General features: G+C 62.5%; 17 protein-coding genes. 10 read left to right on the top strand and 7 right to left on the bottom strand.

Annotation, left to right across the window (positions count from 1 at the left end):
- Window positions 1–57: 57 nt before the first annotated feature.
- Window positions 58–2,262, bottom strand: a complete 2,205-nt coding sequence (locus tag PP1Y_RS12845; RefSeq protein WP_013832633.1) for a TonB-dependent receptor — start codon at window positions 2,260–2,262, stop codon at window positions 58–60.
- 196 nt (window positions 2,263–2,458) lie between these two features.
- Here PP1Y_RS12845 and PP1Y_RS24695 point away from each other — a divergent pair, with 196 nt between their 5' ends.
- From PP1Y_RS24695 to PP1Y_RS12825, 4 genes are all read left to right on the top strand, one after another.
- Window positions 2,459–3,130: a TetR/AcrR family transcriptional regulator gene (locus PP1Y_RS24695; protein WP_013832632.1), complete on the top strand. Its 672-nt coding sequence runs from the start codon at window positions 2,459–2,461 to the stop codon at window positions 3,128–3,130.
- 146 nt (window positions 3,131–3,276) lie between these two features.
- Window positions 3,277–4,623, top strand: a complete 1,347-nt coding sequence (locus PP1Y_RS12835) for an SRPBCC family protein (RefSeq protein ID WP_013832631.1) — start codon at window positions 3,277–3,279, stop codon at window positions 4,621–4,623.
- On the top strand, window positions 4,623–5,309 hold the full coding sequence (locus PP1Y_RS12830; protein ID WP_013832630.1) for an SDR family oxidoreductase: 687 nt from the start codon (window positions 4,623–4,625) through the stop codon (window positions 5,307–5,309). The genes PP1Y_RS12835 and PP1Y_RS12830 overlap by 1 nt, the downstream gene beginning before the upstream one ends.
- Window positions 5,310–5,323: 14 nt before the next feature.
- Window positions 5,324–5,764: a nuclear transport factor 2 family protein gene (locus PP1Y_RS12825; RefSeq protein WP_013832629.1), complete on the top strand. Its 441-nt coding sequence runs from the start codon at window positions 5,324–5,326 to the stop codon at window positions 5,762–5,764.
- A 22-nt stretch (window positions 5,765–5,786) separates the two neighbouring features.
- Here the strand turns inward: PP1Y_RS12825 and PP1Y_RS12820 are convergent, their stop codons facing one another.
- The 3 genes from PP1Y_RS12820 to PP1Y_RS12810 are packed head-to-tail and all read right to left on the bottom strand — an operon-like array spanning window position 5,787 to window position 8,148.
- A complete protein-coding gene (locus tag PP1Y_RS12820; RefSeq protein ID WP_013832628.1) occupies window positions 5,787–6,146 on the bottom strand; it encodes an EthD domain-containing protein in 360 nt (119 codons plus the stop codon).
- A complete protein-coding gene (locus tag PP1Y_RS12815) occupies window positions 6,143–6,934 on the bottom strand; it encodes a sugar phosphate isomerase/epimerase (protein ID WP_013832627.1) in 792 nt (263 codons plus the stop codon). The genes PP1Y_RS12820 and PP1Y_RS12815 overlap by 4 nt, the downstream gene beginning before the upstream one ends.
- Before the next feature lie 35 nt (window positions 6,935–6,969).
- Window positions 6,970–8,148: an aromatic ring-hydroxylating dioxygenase subunit alpha gene (locus PP1Y_RS12810; RefSeq protein WP_041558833.1), complete on the bottom strand. Its 1,179-nt coding sequence runs from the start codon at window positions 8,146–8,148 to the stop codon at window positions 6,970–6,972.
- Between the two features lie 199 nt (window positions 8,149–8,347).
- On the opposite strand from PP1Y_RS12810, the gene PP1Y_RS12805 reads away from it, so the two are divergent.
- On the top strand, window positions 8,348–9,985 hold the full coding sequence (locus tag PP1Y_RS12805) for an AMP-binding protein (protein WP_013832625.1): 1,638 nt from the start codon (window positions 8,348–8,350) through the stop codon (window positions 9,983–9,985).
- Between the two features lie 111 nt (window positions 9,986–10,096).
- On the opposite strand, the gene PP1Y_RS12800 is transcribed toward PP1Y_RS12805, so the two are convergent.
- Both PP1Y_RS12800 and PP1Y_RS12795 read right to left on the bottom strand, forming a co-directional pair.
- Window positions 10,097–11,566, bottom strand: a complete 1,470-nt coding sequence (locus tag PP1Y_RS12800) for an FAD-dependent oxidoreductase (RefSeq protein ID WP_013832624.1) — start codon at window positions 11,564–11,566, stop codon at window positions 10,097–10,099.
- The gene (locus tag PP1Y_RS12795) at window positions 11,563–12,372 is read right to left on the bottom strand and encodes an SDR family oxidoreductase (RefSeq protein WP_013832623.1); all 810 of its coding nucleotides are present in this window, start codon (window positions 12,370–12,372) and stop codon (window positions 11,563–11,565) included. The genes PP1Y_RS12800 and PP1Y_RS12795 overlap by 4 nt, the downstream gene beginning before the upstream one ends.
- A 162-nt stretch (window positions 12,373–12,534) precedes the next feature.
- Here PP1Y_RS12795 and PP1Y_RS12790 point away from each other — a divergent pair, with 162 nt between their 5' ends.
- The 3 genes from PP1Y_RS12790 to PP1Y_RS12780 all read left to right on the top strand — a co-directional run bounded on the left by PP1Y_RS12790 (window position 12,535) and on the right by PP1Y_RS12780 (window position 16,120).
- Window positions 12,535–13,296 carry an SDR family NAD(P)-dependent oxidoreductase gene (locus tag PP1Y_RS12790; RefSeq protein ID WP_013832622.1) on the top strand — a complete coding sequence of 254 codons (762 nt, stop codon included), beginning with the start codon at window positions 12,535–12,537 and terminating at the stop codon, window positions 13,294–13,296.
- A gap of 225 nt (window positions 13,297–13,521) precedes the next feature.
- Window positions 13,522–14,922, top strand: coding sequence for an SRPBCC family protein (locus PP1Y_RS12785; RefSeq protein WP_013832621.1), 1,401 nt, complete (start codon window positions 13,522–13,524; stop codon window positions 14,920–14,922).
- A gap of 13 nt (window positions 14,923–14,935) precedes the next feature.
- Window positions 14,936–16,120 carry an SRPBCC family protein gene (locus PP1Y_RS12780; RefSeq protein WP_013832620.1) on the top strand — a complete coding sequence of 395 codons (1,185 nt, stop codon included), beginning with the start codon at window positions 14,936–14,938 and terminating at the stop codon, window positions 16,118–16,120.
- 45 nt (window positions 16,121–16,165) lie between these two features.
- Here the strand turns inward: PP1Y_RS12780 and PP1Y_RS12775 are convergent, their stop codons facing one another.
- A complete protein-coding gene (locus PP1Y_RS12775; protein WP_013832619.1) occupies window positions 16,166–17,179 on the bottom strand; it encodes an NADP-dependent oxidoreductase in 1,014 nt (337 codons plus the stop codon).
- Between the two features lie 151 nt (window positions 17,180–17,330).
- Between PP1Y_RS12775 and PP1Y_RS12770 the strand changes: the two genes are divergently transcribed.
- Window positions 17,331–19,604, top strand: a complete 2,274-nt coding sequence (locus tag PP1Y_RS12770) for a TonB-dependent receptor (protein ID WP_013832618.1) — start codon at window positions 17,331–17,333, stop codon at window positions 19,602–19,604.
- A gap of 110 nt (window positions 19,605–19,714) precedes the next feature.
- Window positions 19,715–20,479: an SDR family NAD(P)-dependent oxidoreductase gene (locus PP1Y_RS12765; protein ID WP_013832617.1), complete on the top strand. Its 765-nt coding sequence runs from the start codon at window positions 19,715–19,717 to the stop codon at window positions 20,477–20,479.
- Window positions 20,480–20,523: the final 44 nt, after the last annotated feature.

Here is a 20,523-nt window from a genome sequence, read left to right as displayed (position 1 = left end):
CGACGGGACCGAAACCCCGCGATTGCGTCCTATCGAGCAACCTTGCCTCTCCCATTGTCAGAAGCTGTAGCGGAAGGTCGCGCCGTATTCGCGCGGCGCCCCGAGCGAGGCCAACGTACCGATGCCGGCCAGGCTCAGCTTCTGGTTGAAATACTTCTCGTCGAACAGGTTGCGGCCGTAAATGCCGATCTTCCAGCCGGCATCGTCAGGCCCCCAGTTCAGGCTGGCATTGACCAGCTCTACCGGCCCGACACGTTCCACCGGAAGGTTCGTATAGCTGGTGAACTTGGAGCTGGTGTAGCTGTACAGTCCGTTCGCGGTCAGTGTACCATTTCCAAGCGCCATCTGCCAGTTGGCGCCGAACGAGGCGTTCCACTTCGGCGAGTTCATGAGGCTGTTTCCGGCATAGGAAGCCGGAACCAGGCCGCCCGTTGCCGGGTCCAGGATCTGGGTGTCGTATTCCTTGTACTTGGCATCGAGGTAGGCCAGCGCGCCGGTCAGGGTCAGCCCATTCACCGGCGCGGCGGTGATCTCCAGTTCGAAGCCCTTCGTTTCAGCCTTGCCCGCATTGGCGATCGATGCCGAGTTCGCGCCTGAGGGATAGGTGATGTTCTGCACCACCTGCATGTTCTTGTAGAAATTGTAGAATGCGGCGAGGTTCACGCGCAGGTGGCGGTCGAGCAGGTCTGCCTTGAACCCGGCTTCGATAGTGTCGAGCTTTTCGGGATCGAACGGACCGATGTCCTCGGCCAAGACGATGCGCCCGGTAAAGCCGCCCGACTTGAAGCCGCGCGCATAGTAGCTGTACAACATGACGTCAGGCGTGACCTTGTAGTCGAGCCCGACCTTCCAGCCGACGTTGTTCCATGCCTTCTTGCCACTCGCGACGATCAGCGAGCCCGGGATCAGAGGATCGTCGAAAGTCGCGACCCCGTCCGGATTGATGGTGTTGGCCGTCGTGGAAACCGCGTCGGTCTTTTCATGGCTATAGCGAATGCCGGCCTGCAGGCGCAGGTCGGGCGTTATGTCCTGGTAAAGCTGCGCGAAGCCGGAGATCGACCAGTTGGTCTGCTCCTGCGTCTGCGGCTGGCCGAGACCCGGCAGGAAGCCGTCGAGCTTGCCCTGCTGGTCCAGCGTGTAGTGCTGGCGGAAGTAGTAGCCGCCGACGATCAGGCGGGTGCTGTCGGTGATGTCGACCAGGTCGCGCAGTTCCTGGCTGAACTGGTGATGCTTGATCCGGCGGTGCGTCTGCAGAAGCACCAGCGTGGTCGCATCGTCGTCCGAATAGAGGTCGTTGTCATAGTCGCGATAGCTGGTGATCGAGGTCCAGTCGCCGATGCCGGTCGACAGGTTCTGCGTCAGCGTTATCGAATAGGAATCGCGATCGTTCGCGTCGGGTTGATCGTAGCTGAGACCGCGCTTGAAATCGAAGGCCTTTTCGGTCTCGCCGGGAACGTAGAACAGTTCGCCCGGGCCGGCGAGCAGGATGCCCGTCTGCGAACCGTTGCGGCTGCGCACATATTCGCCGATCACGGTCGCATCGTAGTTGCCCTGGGCGTACTTGAGGTAACCGCGCAGCGAGGTGATGTTGCGCTCGCCGATGCGGCGATTGTCCGCGTAGTTGCGGAAGTAGCCGTCCATCGAATTGTGCAGGACGCTGATCTTCCCCGAAAGGTTGTCGGTGATCGGGAAGTTCAGCGCGGCATTGAGCTCGACATGGTTGTAGTTGCCGTAAACCGCTTCGAATTCGCCGCCCAGTTCGCCGGTCGGCTGCTTGGTCACGACGTTGATGACGCCGCCTGTCGTATTGGCGCCGAACAGGGTGCCCTGCGGTCCGCGCAGCACCTCGACCCGGTCGATGTCGAACAGCGAAAGCAGCGCTGCGGTGTTGACGCCGACGACGACACCGTCGACGACCACCGAAACCGTCGTGCCGACATAGGGGTCGGCATCGTTGACACCGACGCCGCGAATGGTGAAAACGGCCGAATCCGGCGAGTTGGAGAACGTGTTGATCTGCACGTTCGGAATGGAGTTGGACAAGTCAGCGACATTGTTGACCTGCGCTGCGGCAAGACTTTCGCCAGTGACAGCGGTCACCGAAATCGGAACATCCTGCTGGCTCTGCGCCTGCTTCTGGGCGGTAACGACGATCTCTTTGAGTCCGCCGGTGGATTCCTCACTCTGCTGCGCATAGGCCGGCGCCTGCACGATGGCGGCGCAACAGGTCCCCAGCAACAGATACGATAGTGCCCTCTTCATGCCTCTCACTCCCCTCTTGTCGTTCCGTCCACATTTTTGATGCGTGGATTGGGAAAATCAGGGTGACCGAAAATAACCGGCTGCCCTGCCGGTTTTTATGCTATACCTTGCCGCGTCAGCCCACCTGCCACTTTGACTAGGTATTGCGCGCCAAGGAACCTCGGGCAATTTCTGGCGCATAACTCCGGGGGTATGAATGACGATCGAAGCATTGCAGGACCGTATGTTGAGCGCCCTGCGACCGGATCACGTGTCCGAGCCACCCGCGAAGTGGCAACAGCGCAAGAGCGCCAGGATGCGCGAGAAGCTGGTATCGACCGCCGTCGATTGCCTTCTCGAACAAGGCTATACCGGCCTCACCACCGCGGCCGTCGCCACACGCAGCGGCGTTTCGCGCGGGGCCATGCACCATCATTTCCCGACGCGCCTGGAGCTCGTCAGTGCGGTCGTCGAGCATGTCGTCTTCGAACGGATGCGCGCATACCTGTCGGACTATTTCGACATCCTCGCCAACCGGCAGGGCGAAGCGATCATCGAACTTGCCTGCGAGGCGCACTGGAGCTCGGCGCAGAGTCGGGAATATGCAGCCTATCTCGAACTGACGGTCGCCGCGCGCACCGACACCGAGCTGGCGGAGCTCTTCAATCCTGCTTCGCGCCGCCTCGACGAAGTCTGGACCGGCGAAATGATCGAGGCCTTTCCGCAATGGAAGGATCACTGGGACATGCTCAAGCTCTCGCACGACTTCATCAGCGCGATGCATATGGGCATGGTCCTGCACAAACCGATCTACAGCGGCACCGATCGCATGGAAGTGCTGCACCGCTTCGCGTCGCACACCATCCAGGAACTCTACGACCGGCGCTGAAATCCCGGGGGGGAAGCCCGGCTTTCAATCCACCCGCTTGAAAACCGGCAAGTCGACCTGCTTTCTCTCACATATGACAGGTGTCGCAGGCCTTCCTCCTCCACCAGACTTGAGGCGATAACGAATCAATTTGGGAGAGAGGTCCCATGAACAAGCCAGCCGACTTCGAAGCCCCGCTCGACGGGCGCGATCCATCCAACCTGCGCGGCGATCCCATCACCGGCGATCGCTACTTTTCGCGCGAATTCATGCAGCGCGAATGGGACATGCTCTGGACCCGCATATGGCACATCGCCGGACGCACTGCAGACATTCCCGAGGCAGGCGATTTCGTCGTGCATGACTTCATGAAGGAATCGGTGATCGCCGTGCGGCAGGAAGACGGCTCGGTCCGCGCCTTCTTCAACTCCTGCGCCCATCGCGGCATGCGCATGGTCAAGGGCATGTCGTCGGTCGATGCGATCTCCTGCCCCTATCATGGCTGGCGTTACGGCATCGACGGCAAGCTGATCCATGCCCAGGATAGCGACATCGACTTCCCGCAGGGCAACCCATGCGGAAAGCTCGGCCTCCAGGAACTGCGCTGCGAAATCTGGGGCGGTTTCGTGTGGTACACGATGGCCAAGGAAGGTCCCTCGCTCCAGGAATACCTCGCGCCGATGCCGGCGGTATACAAGAACTACCCGATGGACACCGCGGTGCGCGTGGCCTGGTACCGCATCGCGCTCAACGCGAACTGGAAGTTCGTAACCGACAATTTCTCCGAGAGCTACCACACCCGCACCGCGCATCCGCAAGTACCGCCATGGATCGACCAGGACGTCGACACCGCAAGGCATGAAATGTGGGCCAATGGCCATGGCCGCACGGTCCAGCCAATGCGCCCCTCCCTTTCGGACCGGCTGCCGCCGGACCAGCCGCATCCCTACAAGATGATCCTGCAGGCCTGGGGGATCGATCCCGAAGGCTACGCCTCCTACGAGGACATGGCGATGCAGGGCTGGCTCGACCTCAAGGCGGCCAAGCAACGCGACTGGAAGGAGCGCGGCTACGTCCACTACGAGAACATGAACGACGAGGAGATCACCGACAGTCCGCACACGGTGATCTTCCCCAATGTGACGATCAGCTTCCTGCCCGACAACCTCGTCTTTTTCCGAAGCGAACCGCATCCGGAAGACCCGGAGAAGTGCTACTTCGACCTGTGGTGCATGGCTTTCCCGGTCGAAGGGCAGGAAATGGTGGAATCGGTCATGGCCGGCCCGAAGCCGCTGCGCGAGGTTGCCGAGTGCGAGCATCGCGATTTCGACGACGGCAAGGGCATCCCCGAACTGGCGGGCCAGATCGTCTATCAGGACATGGAACTCGCCGAAGGCATGCAGGCCGGCATGCATTCTCGCGGCTATACCGACGCGTACCTGACAGCCCAGGAAACGCGCGTGCGCTTCTTTCACGAAGTGCTCAATGACTGGCTCGAAGGAAGGAAACCCTGATGGCAAATGTGGCAATTACCGGAGCGGGTCGAGGCATCGCCCTCGAACTCGTCAAGAAGCATCTTTCGCAAGGCGATCGTGTCTTCGCACTGGTGCGCAATCCGGGAGGCGCGAGCGAACTGAACGCACTTGCGGAAAGTTCCTCCGGCAAAGTGACCGTTCATGAAATGGACGTTGGCAATGACGCTTCGGTGGCAGCCGGCGCCGCCTCTACCGGGGACGCCCCCATCGATATCCTCTACAACGTCGCCGGCGTGATTGGCGAGACTGCCGCGCAGCTCGACAGCTTCGACTGGAAGGACTTCGACAATACCGTTGAAATCATGCTGAAGGGGCCGATGCGCGTCATGCTCGCCTTCCTGCCGCGCATGAGCGAAGGCTCGAAGGTCATGAACTTCTCGAGCCAGCTCGCTGCCTCTACCTGGCCTTATGGCGGCTACTATCCCTATGTCGCGACCAAGGCCGGGCTGAACCGGATGATGCGCTCGGTGGCCATCGACCTAAAGGACCGCGGCATCGTCATCGGCCTGATCCACCCCGGCTACGTCCAGACTGACATGGGCGGCCCCAATGCCGATATCAGCCCGGAAGAAAGCGCGCGCCAGATCGTCGCTCTCGCCGAAGGCTGGACGCTCGACAAGTCGGGTGACTTCTACAAGTGGAACGGCGAGGAACACGCCTGGTAAGGGAGATCGAAGCAATGGCCTTTACCGGCAATTTCGAAGACCGCGTGCTCATCCGCGAAACGATCGAGACATATGCCCACGGCGTGATGACCAAGAATGCAGAGACCTGGGCCGCGACCTGGGCCGACGATGCCTTCTGGGCCTTGCCCGAGTATCCGGACCTCGGCGGTTTCACCGGCAAGGAAGCCATCGTTTCTGGTTGGGTCGAGTCCATGAAGCACTATGGCCTCGACAACTGCACCAAGCCGATGATCTACGTCGCCCATCCCGGCGAGATCAACGTTGACGGCAATCGCGCCACGTCGATCTCCTACACCTCGGAAATCTTCGAGGACCCCGCGACGAAGAAGACGCTTCGCGTCCGGGGCCGCTATGTCGACGAACTGGCAAAGATCGACGGAAAGTGGCTGTTCACCCGCCGCGAATATACGACGATGCACACCGCCGAGGACTGATCGGCATCGCCCATCCGGGCTTTCAGCCGACGGGAGGCAGGTCCGAAACCGCTTCCGTTACGCTGAAGGTCCGGATGCGCGAACGATCGAAGAGCTTTTTCTCATCCTCGACGATCATCGCGATCGTTTCCGGATCGCCCATCGCGGCAAAACACGCATCGCGCGTGGCCTCGTCGGGGAAATCGATCTCCATGACCACATCCGCATCGCAGGTCTGGTCCACCCCGTCCGTGGGCGTAAGGAAGCGGCGGACATATCGGGTGGCATAGCCCGACAGCACCTTCTCGCCGATATGGCGATGGCTGGTCTCGTAATAGTCGCGAAAATCCTCGCGGCTCATGCCCTCGCGGCGCTTGAGCAGGGTGATGACGGTCACGGTCATGCCAGCGTCTCCAGGAAACTGCGGGTCGCATCGGCCACGGCTTTCGCCCGCAGCGCCGGGTGGGAAAACGCCTCGCGCAAGGCAGCAGAGCGCAGTTCGATCGACAGCGGGATCTGCGGCGGCAGCGCCTCCAGCATCGCCGCAAGCGGCAGCACGCCCTCCCCGCACTGTTCACGCAAGTCGATGGCGTCAATGATCACGGCATCGAAATCGTCTGGCGCGGGCCGCTCGGCGCGGGCGTCGCAGAGCTGCGCATAGGGCAGCAAGGCCCGGTCGAGCGCAGCGATCTCGGCCACCGTGGTTCCCGAGCGATCGACGTGGATCGGGTCAATGAGCAAGGCCCGCAAGGGATGTGCAACCCGGTCGAGGACGCCAATCGCCTGCGACAGATTCTTCACCTCGGTAAATATCCCGAATTCCAGCGCAACGCGCATTCCCGTGCCCTCGGCATGGCGGCACAGCGCTGCCAGCTGCTCTACCGTCACCCCCGCGTCGTGATGGGAAGAAACGCAAAGGACGTTCTTCGCACCCAGTTCCATACCAACATCCAGCACGCGCTTGTGAACGTCGAGCGAAGTCTCGGGCTTGATCCACACGACTTCGACATCGAGCACCGGTAGCCCCGTAGCCGCCAGCGCGGCCCGGGTTTCACGCGTGGTGCTCTCGGTCCATTCGCCCGGTTCGACCCAGATACCGACCTCGTCGAATCCGCCCGCGGCGGCGGCCTCGACGATGTCGACCGGACCGAACTCGGGAAGGACACCCGAGGCAAGTGAAATACGGTGCATGAAATCCTCTCCCCGGTGGCCTTGCGCCCGACTGTTTACATCTGCGGTTCGGGAAGCGTCTCGTCGTCCTCGAGATACCAGTTCAGCCATTCGTGGAAGAACTGGTTGCCGCGTTCGTTGCGACCGAACGTGATGTCGTCATGCGCCCCGCTCTCGAGTCCCTTCTGGATCTCGAGACCGATCACGTAGTCTTCCTCGTACGTCACATCGCGGAAGAAGTTCATCGCCGCCTCGACTTTCTCACGGTCGGCTTCGTCCTTCACCGGCTCGCGGCGCAGGTAGTTGAGGACGGTGCGGTTGCGATCCGGCGTCGGCCCGGGGAACAGCTGGGCAATCTGGGTGATTTCCGGTGCGACGAAGATCGAGACGTTGGGGAAGAAGATGCGCACGAAGTCGTAGCCGTTGTTCTCGCACTCGCCCCACTTCTCGCGCGGGACGTCCTTGAGCTGATCGGCGATCGAATGCTGCGGGAAGCCGATGCGCATGTTCGGGCCGAAGCCTTCGTAATGCATCGTGTTCGACGGGGTGCGCGGGAAAATCGTTTCCGGGTGCAAAGACTGGAAGTGATAGCCTTCAAGGTATCCGTCGAATGCGATCTTCCAGTTCGCACCCTCGATCGTGCGATTGCCCAGGTAGGTCCAGTTGGCGAAGTCGAGCGCTTCGAAATCTTCGAGGTAGCCGCGGAAATACCTGTCGAGGTCCATCGGCGCATTGGGCGTCAGGCACACGAAAATCATCCCGGCGCGCTCTTCGCAGGGCAGGACGCGCAGGCCCATCTGCGACTTGTCGACCTCGCCGAAGGTGCTCGCTTCGGAAATGCCGAGCAGGCGGCCGTCGGCGCCGTAAGTCCAGGCGTGGTACTTGCAGGTGAAGCGCGAGCAGTTGCCCTTGCCCTGATCGGCGACCGGCGCCCCGCGGTGCGAACAGACATTGAGGAAGGCACGCACCTGCCCCTGCTTGTCGCGATTGATCAGGACCGGCACGCCCATGGCGTCCATGGCCTTGTAATCGCCGGGATTGGGCAGTTCGGCCGTGAATGCCAGCAGCAACGGTACGCGCTTGAAGATCAGCTCGATTTCCGCATCGAACTGATCCTTGTCAGTGTAGCTGTTCGATGGGACCTTCAGCGTCTTGTCGGTCATGAAGGTCTTCTTGTTCTCGACGTAATCGAGCATGATTTCGGCGACGTCGCCAAGGCGCTGGACGCGGTCCAAAGCTGTTCTCCCAATTTGATTCAACGCGATCCTGTGCGAGACGCCGATCCCGAACAAGCTGCTAGAGTTGCTAGGCCATGGGAAATAGCGGCCCGATCGCTTGTCCAGCCCGGATCGCCGCTGCAGCAATCTTCTCTTGCTTCGTTCCCTTGCCTTTTGGACAGTTGGCCGCAAGGCGCAGCAAGGGCAGTCAGGTTTCATGGTTGAGAGGAAGAGCCCTCCCTGGGCATGGCTAGAGATCCCCCCACCCCACCTTGCCGCTTACGCCGGCACGGGGGCCTGGGACGAACGTACCATCGCGCAGCAGGCGGCGGCGCTGGCCGAAGCAGAACCCGACTTCGTCGCACTGCTCGACGGCGACGTCTCGATGACGCGGGCAGAAGCAGTCGCCGAAGCCGAGGCGCTCTCGGCCGCCATGCACGCGCGGGGCCTGAGGCCCGGAGACGTGATCGCCTTCCAGGTGCCGAACTGGCGCGAAGCCATGGTCATCAACCTCGCTGCCGCGATGTCCGGCCTCGTCATCAATCCCATCGTGCCGATCTACCGCGATCACGAAGTGTCGATCATGCTGGGGGATTGCGGGGCGCGCGCGTTCTTCGTCGCTTCCTCGTTCCGCAAGTACGACTTTGCCGAAATGGCGCGCCGCATCAAGGGCAGCCTGCCCGAGCTGCAGCACATCTTTACCGTGCGCGGAGAAGGCACGGACGACTACGCCTCGCTGGTCGAGGAAGGCCGCGCCTTGCGCTTTGCCCGGCCGCAAGTCGATCCGCTCGGCGTCAAGATGGTGCTCTATACCTCGGGCACCACCGGCCGTCCCAAGGGCGTGCTGCACAGCCATGTATCGATCGCCCGGATCTTGCGGGAAAGCGCCGCATACTGGGGCCTCGTCGAAGGCGAAGCGACGCTTATGCCTTCGCCCGTCACCCATGTCTCGGGCTACGCCAACGGCCTCGAGGCGCCGTTCATCTGCGGCACGCGAACCGTGCTGATGGAAGCCTGGAACGCGCAGGAAGCGCTTGCGCTGATCGACCGCCACCAATTGGTCGGAACAGTCGCGGCAACACCCTTCCTCGTCGAATTGGCTGCCGCGGCACGGGCCAGCGGCGACCGCCTGCCCAGCTTCCGCTTCTTCGCGTGCGGCGGCGCTGCCGTACCGAACGACCTGATCCCGGCCGCCAATGCCGCCTTCGCCAATTGCCGCGCCTTCCGCGTCTTCGGCGCTTCCGAGGTGCCGCTCGTCACCTTCGGCTGGCCCAACGTGGAAAGCCTTGCGGCAACCACCGACGGCGCCATCGTCGATTACGAAGTGCGGATCGTCGATCATGAGGACAAGGACCTGCCGGACGGCAGCGAAGGCGAAATCCTTGCCCGCGGCCCCGCCATGATGCTGGGCTATGCCGACGAAACCCAGACCCGCGAAGCGATCACCACCGACGGCTTTTTCCGCACCGGCGACCTCGGGGTGCGTTCCGATGAAGGGGCGATCACCATTACCGGGCGCAAGAAGGACCTGATCATCCGCGGCGGCGAGAACATCTCCGCCAAGGAGATCGAGGACGTGCTGCACGGCCATGCCCACGTCCGCGAGGCCGCCGTCGTGGCGATGCCGCACGACCGGCTCGGCGAAGGTGTGTGCGCCTACGTCATTGCCGAGGGCGCCGTCCCGACACCCGACGATCTGATTGCGCACGTGCTCGCCAGCGGGCTTGCCAAGCAGAAGATCCCCGAACGCTTCGAATTCCGGGAGGACTTCCCCCGCACGGCCTCGGGCAAGGTACGCAAGGACATCCTGCGCGCCGACGTGAAGGAACGCATCGCGGCACCTTCGGAAAGTTGATCCGGCCTGGCACGCGCGTGCACACGGATTGCTACGCCTGCCACCCTGCCGTTGAACTCAAGTTCTCCGTCACCCCCGATCAAGTCCGGGGTGACGGCAGGAACCTGAATGTCAGGCCCAGTTCGATCCCGCTGCATGGCGCCCGGCACGGCGCCCGAAGTAGCTGCCCGGACCGAGGCTCAAACCGCTGGCATAGGCCTTGCCCGTGCGCGGAATGTGCGCCGCGCTCGCGCCCACGACGTATAGCCCGGGGATGACGTTGGAGCGCAAGTCCAGCGCCCTTCCCTGCTCGTCGGTCTTGATCCCGCCCAGCGTGATGAACAGGTACGTCGACTTGTCGAAGCTGATATCGAACGCGGCATAGGGCCCGACATCGAGCGGCTTTAGCCAGTCGGCGTGCTTGTGGAAGCGAGGGTCTTCGCCCTTGGCAGCGCCTCTGTTGTATTCGCTCATGGTCCTGACCAGCGATCCGGTCGGCAGGTTCAGTCCCGCCTCCATCTCCTCGATCGTTTCCCAACCGTCGACCAGCTGATGCTTCGCGAAGGGGTTTTCAGGGTAAGCGAAGACCTCGCTGTCGAGGATCAGGTAGGCAGTCTGCCCCGGCTGCTCCATCACGAAGTTGCCGAGCCGGCCGTGATAAACGTCCTCGGCCACGAAGCGCTCGCCGTTGCGGTTGACGACGATGCCCTTGATCAGCTGGCCCGGCGGGTAGATCGAGCCGGTCGGGATCAGCCCGTCCATCGCAACCGCGTAGGCACCTGCCGACATCCCTAGCCTGACGCCCGCACCGTCATTGCTGGGGATCGCCAGCGGCTCGGACGTTTCGGTCAGGAGCGGCAGATGCTCGTCGAGGAGTTCCTTGCACAGGTTGTGGCTGCCGCATGCGATGATAACCCCGCGCCGGGCCTTGACGAAAGACGTGCCGGTAGACTGCTTCACCTGCACGCCGACGACGCGCTTTTCCGCGTCCTGCACCAGCGCGATAACGGCGCTGTCGTAGATCGCGGGAATCTCCTCGTCGATGCAGCGCTGCAGCAACGGCTTCATACCCTCCGAGCCGGCATTCTCGCCCTGCCCCACCACCTTGTGACCGCGCGGTGCGGGCTTGGCGGCCTCGCGATAGGGCCAGGCCTTCTCATTTCCGGTCCACATCAAACAGGTGGAATCGAGCAGGTAGACCGCCTTGCCCGGGAAATATGTGCGCTCGAAGGGAACGCCCTGTTCCTCCAGCCAGTCGAAATGGTCCTTGCTGTCGCGGCAGAACGCCAGGGTCGCATTGGGATCGAGCGGATCGCAGCTAGCCATGAGGAAACGCGCCATGTCCTCGGCGCTGTCCTCGTAGCCGGCGGCGCCCTGCACCGCCGTACCGCCGCCGAGATAGAAGATGCCCGAGGACATCGCACTGGCGCCCCCACCGCCCGAGGCGCGCTCGACGATCAGCACATCGGCACCTGCACGATGGGCCTCCAGTGCCGCGCAGGTTCCTGCAACGCCCTGTCCGACGACAACGACGTCGACCTCGCGCTCCCAGGCGTCCACCGCATCGGGAGCGATTGTCGCAGGAACCTGCGCCGCGCTCATTGAGCAGCTCCGGTTGCCGCCGCGACCGAGGCCTCGATCTCGCTCTTCATCGGATTGCGGCGCAAGGTAAGGCCGCCGTTCACCTGGAGGTTCTCGCCGGTCATGAAGCACTCGTCACTGGCTAGCCAGACAGCAGCCGCGGCGATGTCGTCCGAAGTGCCGATCCGGCCCAGCGGGTACCCTGCGAGGAAGGAATCGAACAGGCCGGGCACATCCTTCGCGTACGAAGTCATCGGCGTATCGGTGAGGCCAGGCGATATCGAATTGGCGCGCACGCCCTCGCTGCCGAATTCGTGGGCCACGCAGCGGATCACATGGTCTGCCCCGGCCTTGGTGCCCATGTAGGCGGCATGGTCGTTGAGCATGATCGTTGCCGTCGCCGAGCTGATCTGGATGATCGATCCGCCCCGGCCGCCATTGCTGCGCATCATCTTGCGCAGCATTGCCTGATAGAAATGGAAGGGGCCGATGTATTGCAGGTCGGTCATCGCCACAAGATCCTCGTGCGTCGTGTCGAGGAAGGGCTTGAGCAGGCCCCAGCCGGTCGCGTTCACGGCGATGTCGATGCCGCCAAGCCTCGCCTGCGCGGCATCGGCCAGGGCATTGACGCTGGCTTCGTCCGTGAGATCGCAGGCAGCCCATTCGCAGCCGGTTTCTTCCGCAAACTTCTTCAGAACATCGTCCTTGCGACCGGAAACGAGCACGCTCGCGCCTTCTTTCATGAAGCGGCGGGCGATATGCTGGCCCATGTTGTCGGGGCTACTTGCGCCCAGGATGACGGCCCTCTTGCCTTGCAGTCGTGCCATGGCTCTCTCCTTGATCGTCTTGTCTGGCAAAGAGCTAGCACGCGCGCCGGACCAGCATTCCTGATCAAAAGTGTAGTGGTCCCCATGGTCCTCAGCGGCGAAAGGAGACATTCGCACAGGAGCCGGATACCAAGGTCCGGCAATGGCAGAGGAGCTGATCACATGGATCTCGGACTGAAGGGCAAGAAGGCCATCCTGCTCGGCGCCAATGGCGGCATCGGCCGTGTTGTCGCCCGGGTACTGGCCGCCGAAGGATGCGACGTCGCCATCTGCGGTCGTTCCCAGGGCAAGGTCGACAACGTGATCGGCGAAATCAAGTCGCATGGCGTAAGCGCGTATGGCGAAGCGCTTGACGTGACCGATCCGGCCGCCGTGCCCGCATTCGTCGAGAAGGCCGCCGAAACACTGGGCGGCTGCGACATCTTCATCAGCTTCACCTCGGCCAATCCCGGCCAGGACACCGACGAAGCATGGCAGACCATACTGGCCGCCGACATCCTGCCGATGCGTCGCGGCATCGCCGCCGCGCGTCCGTTCCTTACGAAGTCCGAGGACGGCTCGATCGTGTGCATCAGCTCGACCGGCGCAGTCGAGGAATTCATGGGCGTACAGCCCTACAATTCGATCAAGGCCGCAGTGATGAACTATTGTTCGGCCATGGCGCAGTCCTTTGCGTCAGAGGGCATTCGCGCCAACTGCATCACTCCGGGCCCGGTCTGGACCGAAGACGGTCCCTGGGCCTACATCAAGGACAATATGCCGGAGTTCTACAACCAGATCCTCGGATCCATTCCCAATGGACGGATGACCACCGGCGAGGAATTGGCCAATGCCATCGCCTTCACCGCTTCACCGGCCTGCAAGGCGATGACCGGCGCCAACATCGTGATCGACGGCGGCTTCACCAAGCGCGTCCAGTTCTGACACTGGCCCTTCATACGGACAGCGATGACGGGCTCCTTTTCGGAGCCCGTTTTTTTTTGGCCCGAAAAATCCGGCAACCTTGCCGGTAACTTCATGAAAGCCCCCTGCTTGTGCGGTTTCCTAGCAAAAAGTACAGGCCCTGCCCGCGCCCGTTCTTGACCTGAATCAAGCGCGGTGCCGCGCAAATATGGGATCTGTCTCTCCAGAACATGCGGAGAGGCAACAATGGCTGATTTCGATTCTCGCGAAGGCTTCAACAAGGCGCGTTGCCCCGGCCCGGGCTGGGAAGACATCCTCGCCGCAGACGACGTGGCCCCGCCCGCGTTCGTCGCGCAGGACCAGTACCAGTATCTCGGCTCCGATGCCGTCGACGCCTCGCGCTATTACTACCCGGAATTCTTCCGCGCAGAAAATGAAAGGATGTGGCCGCGCGTATGGCAATTTGCCGCGCGCGAGGAAGACCTGCCCGAGCCGGGCGACTATGTGACCTATGAAAACGCCGGCCGCTCCTACCTGATCGTGCGTCAGGAAGACGGCAGCGTCAAAGCTCTCCACAACGTCTGCCTCCACCGCGGACGCAAGCTCAAGACCGACAGCGGCAGCGTCGAGCAGTTCGTCTGCCCGTTCCACGGCTTTTCATGGAACACCGACGGCAGCCTGCGCAACATTCCCTGCCGCTGGGACTTCGGGCACCTTACAGACGAGAAGATGCAACTACCCGAGGCTCATGTCGGTCAGTGGGGCGGCTACATCTTCGTGCGCGAAAGCGATGAGGGACCGAGCCTTGAGGAGTTCCTCGAGCCGCTACCCGAGTTCTTCAAGCGCTGGCGCCACGAGGAATGCGTGACGGTCGCCTGGGTGGGCAAGGTCGTGAAGGCGAACTGGAAGATCACCATGGAAGCCTTCATGGAAAGCTACCACGCCTACGTCACGCATCCCCAGCTCATGCCCTTCACCGGCGATGCCAACGCCGCCTATCACGTGCTCTCGCGCCACGTGAACGTGAACTACACGCCCTTCGGCGTCGTCAGCCCCCACGTCTCCGACGCGAAGCTCTCCGAGCAGTGGATCATCGACGAATTTCGCAAATACAACGGACGCTCTGCCGACAACTATGAGGCGAACAAGGACGATCACGCGATCGACGTAGCCGAAGGCAAGACCGCCAGGCAGGCACTGGGCGACGCAATGCGCAAAACCTCCCAGGAGATGTTCGGCGGCGATTACTCCCAGGTCTCGGAAAGCGAGCTGCTCGACGCGCTGGTCTACAATGTCTTTCCCAACTTCGCGCCATGGGGCGGGTTCATGCCGAACATCGTCTACCGCTGGCGCCCCTGGCCCGATCAGGACCATTGCCTGATGGAAGTGCGCGTGATCGCCCGGGTGCCCGAAGGCCAGCCGCGCCCGGTCGGAGTGCCGATGCACATGCTGGGCGAGGACGAGGACTGGTCCGATGCGCCTGAACTGGGCGTTCTGGGCGCGGTCGTCGATCAGGACATGACAAACATGGAACTGACTCACGAAGGGCTGAAGGCCTCGAAGAACCAGCGCGTAGAACTGGGCGACTACCAGGAAGTGCGCATCCGCCACTTCCACCAGACGCTCGATTCCTATCTCAAAGACTGAGGGAGCCCCCACGATGACCGACCTCATGGCCAAGTACGGCGATGCCGCAGAGCGCATGCTTCACTTCGTCGAAACCCGCACGACCGACCAGGCAAGCGGTGTCTTCCAAGTGCCCGTCGCCAACTACCTCGACGAAGACCGCTGGGAGCGCGAGAAGGAGCGGATCTTCAAGCGCCTGCCGCTCATGCTGGCGCTTTCGATCGAGCTGCCGCAGGTCAACGACTACAAGGCCATGGACGTCATGGGCCTGCCCGTCGTGATCACCCGCGCCCGGGACGGCAAGGCACGCACCTTCCTCAACGTCTGCAAGCACCGTGCCGCCAACCTCGCGCCGGAGGGCAAGGGCAATTGCCGGGCCTTTTCCTGTCCCTACCACGGCTGGACTTATGCCAACGACGGCAAGCTCATCGGAATTGCCGAAGCCTCGACATTCGGCGAGGTCGACCGCTCCACTCTCAACATGACGCAGCTACCTTGCGACGAGGTGGCCGGCATGATCTTCGTGATCCTGACGCCGGGTCTGGAGATAGATGCGCGCGCTTGGCTGGGGGACATGTACGAGCACTTCGCCGCGCTCAAGCTGGAGACCTGGTACTATCACAAGTCCAAGGTCATGCGCGGCGCAAACTGGAAAGTCGCCTACGACGGCTATCTCGAGGGATACCACTTCCAGGCCGCGCATACGAATACCGTCGCCACCCGTTCCCCCTCGAACCGCGCAATATACGCGGGGCACGGGCCGCACATCCTTATCGGCTTCCCGCAAAACACGATCACCGGCCTGCATGACCTGCCTCGCGACCAATGGGGCGCCCAGGAGAACAGGGGCTACGACTTCATTCGCATGCTCTTCCCCAATTTCGCACTCTTCCTCGCGCCCGAGATGTGCCAGTTCGCCCAGCTCTTCCCCGGCGCAAAGGCGAACGAAAACGTCACGGTGATGAACTACGTCTTCCCGATCCGGCCCGAAACCGAAGAAGGCATCAAGGCGCTGGACGAGATGTGCGACTTCTTCTTCGACGTGGTGGAAGAGGAGGACTACTTCCTCGGCCTGAAGGTCCAGAACGGGCTGGAGAGCGGCGCGATGACACATCAGGTCTTCGGTCGCAACGAACCGGGCAACCAGTTCTTCCACAAGTGGGTGGACTACTACCTCGACGAGACCGGTCAGACCCCCGCGCCGGTCATGAAAGCGTGAGGTAGGCTGGAGGGGCGGCCCGGAGGAGAGCCGCCCTTCCTTCGATCAGGCGATCTTGAGGACCAGCTTGCCAGTGTTCGCACCGCTGAACAGCCGCATGAAGGCATCGAAGGCATTCTCCAGGCCTTCCTGGACGTCCTCGTCGATGCGCATTCTGCCCTCGGCCAACCACCGCGCCATCATCGCCCCGCCTTCGGCAAAGCGATCCGCATAGTCGGCGATCAGGAAACCGTGCACCACCGCCCGGCGGGCAAGCACCTGCCACAGGTTGCGCATCCCGATCCTCTCCTCAGAATTGTATTCGCTGATCAGGCCGCACAGGACGATGCGCGCATGAAGCGCGAGGTTGAACAGTTCGGCCTCCATGACCGTGCCGCCGACATTCTCGAACACGACGTTCGCGCCATCCGGCGCCGCCTTGGCGATTTCCGCCGCAAGCGTCTCGACGTCCTTGCCCTTGTAGTCGATCGCGGCATCGAACCCGTAGTCCTCGATCAGGCGGCGGCACTTGTCCGGACCACCGGCAATGCCGACGACCCTGCAGCCCACGATCTTGCCGATCTGGCCGACTGCCGAACCGACCGCACCGGCCGCACCCGAAACGAGGATCGTCTCGCCCGGCTGCGGCTTGCCCGCTTCAAGCAGACCGAAGTAGGCGGTCAGCCCCACAGCGCCCAGCGCCGAGAGAAAGTTCGAAGGCGATGCCACGGCATCGACGTCAACGGGCATGGTAAAGCCCCCGGGCATCGCGACAGAGTAATCCTCGATCGCATTGAGACCCATGACCCATTGCCCCGGCGTGAAGTCGGGATTGTCGGACGCATGAACGACGCCCACGGTCGTCGCCCGAACCGGATCGCCAAGCGGGATCGGGGGCATGTAGCTGGGCGCATCGTCCATCCAGCCGCGCTGGGCCGGATCGAGCGAGATATAGTGGTTGCGTACCACGATCCCCCCCGGCGGCGGCGAAGGAATTTCCGCGCTGACCAGCTCGAAATCCTCGGGAACGGGTGTTCCTTGCGGCCTGCGTACAAGCAGGAAGCGCCGATTGACTGCCATGGCATCGATCTCCTTCAATTGGCCAATGGGTCGGCCTTCGCACCCCTGCGCGCACCTGTGCAAATTGGCAGGTCGGCAAGCGCTTGATTATCCGACATAGTAAAGGGGAATTTACGGCCAAGAAGAGATTGGTCCAAGGGAGGAAGTACTGATGGCATCCGCAACAATTCGCGGAGCGTGGTTTGCTGCGCTTTCGACAACTGCCCTTACCTGTATTGCGACCCCCGCTTGTGCGCAGGAGAGCATTGACCAGGGCGTGGAGACGACGAACCCCAATGAAATCATCGTTTCTGCCCGTCGCCGCTCCGAAACGCTGCAGGATACCCCGATCGCGATTACCGCGGTCAACACGGCGATGCTCGAAAACAAGGCGGCTGTAAACATCGGCGATCTGCAGGGCGCGGCCCCGGGCCTGCTCATAACCCAGCAGAATTCGGGCGCGCAGGCAGCCAACATCTCGATCCGCGGCCTGACTTACGCCGACATCGAGAAGTCGCAGACCCCGACCGTCGGCGTCGTCGTAGACGGCGTGACGATCGGCACCAACACCGGCCAGTTGCAGGATGCCTTCGACATCGCCCAGATCGAAGTCCTGCGCGGCCCGCAGGGTACCCTGTTCGGCGCGAACACCATCGGCGGTGTCATCAACATCACCCGCACCAAGCCGACCATGGAACCCGGCGTGAAGGCCGAATTCACCTATGGTCGCTGGAATACCTGGGCAGCCAAGGCGATCGCCAACTACGGCGACGGCGAGACCTGGGGCGTCAAGGCGTGGTACTTTCACAACGAGACCGACGGCTTTTACCATAACGCCACCCGCGACACGAGCGACGGCTGGAGCAAGGGCGACAGCTACGGCGCCAGCGTGCTGTTCCAGCCCACCGGCTCGGGCTTCGATGGGCAGTTCACCATCGAAAACGTCGTCCAGAAATTCAACCCGGTCGTCAGCAACCTGACCAACAGCTCGGAACTGTTCTGCGGCCTCATTCCCGCCGAGGAATGCAACCGCAACAACACGACCGACCTGTACACCACCTTCGGCGAAGCCGCGGTGAGCACCTATCACGCTCCCGACGCGACGCTGCAGATGAACTACGACGCCGGTGCCGTGAAGCTGACCTCGATCACCGGCTGGCGCCACAGCCGCGAGGCGCAGACCCAGGACTTCGACGGTTCCTCGGTTGACCTCTATTATGCAGACCGCCGCCAGCACTACACCCAGTGGAGCCAGGAACTGCGCGCTGCAGGCAACCTGTTCGACGGCTTCGACTACGTCGTGGGCGGATACTACTTCCACTCGAAATACGACCTGACCCAGTACACCCGCTTCTTCGGCTTCGATTCCTCGGTGCCGGCGGACGAGTTCGACAGCAACCCGCAGTTCGTCAACGGCAAGACGACTAGCTACGCGTTCTTCGGCGACTTCAACTGGGCCTTCGCCGACAAGTGGCGCCTGTCCTTCGGTGGTCGCTGGTCGCACGATAACAAGAAGCTGACCAACGCCTTCGAACAGTCGGGCCTGATCGGATCGGGCGATGCCAACTTCACCAAGTTCACGCCCAAGATCGGCATCGACTATCGCCCCAACTCGGACACCATGCTCTACGCAAGCTGGTCGCGCGGCTACCGTTCGGGCGGCTTCAGCCCCCGCGCCGCCACTGCGGAAACGGCCAGCACGCCGTTCCAGCCGGAAACCGTCGATGCATACGAGGTTGGCGCCAAGCTCTCGCTGTTCGACCGCATGCTGGACATCAACCTCGCCGGCTACGTGTCCGACTACAAGAACATGCAGCAGAACCTGACCGTCCCCGGCGGCCCGACGGGCAACCAGACGATTACCGGCAACGTTCCTGGCGGCGCGATCATCAAGGGCATCGAGCTTGACGGTTCATTGCGCGTCACTCCGGAATTCCGGATCACCGCTTCGGGCGCCTACATGAAGTCGCACTTCCGCAACTTCATCACCGACGGCGTCCTTGGCACCGACATCGTACCCTTCGACTACTCGGCCAACCGCCTGATCTACGCGCCGAAGTTCACGATGTCGCTCAACGCCGACTACGAAGTGCCGACCAGCTTCGGCAAGATCGTCGCCACGGCCGGCTGGCGCCACATCAGCCCCTACGACGAACAGATCTCGGCTGCCTCGCTGACCCCGGTCACCGACGGTTCGGGCAACGTCACCCAGGTCATCGTCAACGGCAACGATCCACGCGTGCGCACCACGACGCAGGATCTCGTCGACAGCAGCCTGACCTTCAACTTCGATCTCGGCGATACGGAAGCCTATTTCCGCGTCTTCGGCCGCAACCTGACCAATGAGAAGACCACGACGCACGCCTTTACCGTCGCCGGCCTGTTCTCGTTCGGCATGGCTCTCGAACCGCGTACCTACGGCGCGACGATCGGCATCAGATATTGAGTCCGCGACTCGCCCTTACAGGCGCAAGCTCCTAGGGTAAGTACATAGGGGGGACGCGGGGAAGCCATGGGGTTTCTCCGCGTCCTACCACGATAGAGGAGAGTAGTACGATGGGCCGCCTTGAAGGAAAGATCACGCTGGTAACCGGAGCGGGCTCCGACCGCGGGCTCGGCGGGGCAACCGCCAAACGCTTCGCCGAGGAAGGGGCCTTCGTCTATCTTACCGACCTTGACATCGCAGGAGCCGAAGCCGTCGCCGCAGCTATCCGCGAAAGCGGTGGCCAGGCCGAGGCGCTCGCGCAGGATGTCACCAGCGAAGCGGACTGGGACCGCGTTTTCACGACGATCGAGACCGGCCACGGCCGCCTCGACGTACTCGTAAACAACGCCGGCATCGCCGTGCTCAAGCCGATCGCCGAACTGACGGCCGCGGACTGGGAAAAACAAAACCGGGTCAATCTCGACAGCGTCTTTTACGGCACCCAGCGCGCCGTGGCGCTGATGCGCAAGATCGGCCACGGCGGCTCGATCATCAACCTGTCGTCGATTGCCGGCCTGGTCGGCGTGCAGATGTGCGGCGCCTATGCTGCGGCCAAGGGCGGCGTGCGCTTGTTCTCTAAGGTCATCGCGCAGGAATGCGCGGCCCAGAACATCCGCTGCAATTCGGTGCACCCGGGCATGATCGAAACCGCCATGCAGGACGTTGCGCGCAAGGACAATCCGGAAGGCTTCAAGCAGATCGTCGCGGGCATTCCGATGCAGCGCATGGGCGAGCCGCTCGACATTGCCAACATGAACCTGTTCCTCGCTTCGGACGAGAGCCGCTATATCACCGGTTGCGAATTCGTGGTCGACGGCGGCGTTACCGCAATGTGACCGCACGGGTGCCCGGGGCCGGCCATTCGGCCCTGCCCCAGGCA

It is taken from the genome of Novosphingobium sp. PP1Y (genome assembly GCF_000253255.1).
Classification (GTDB): domain Bacteria; phylum Pseudomonadota; class Alphaproteobacteria; order Sphingomonadales; family Sphingomonadaceae; genus Novosphingobium.
The sequence above is the reverse complement of the archived record's forward strand: the minus strand, read 5'-3'. Positions and strand labels throughout refer to the sequence as shown.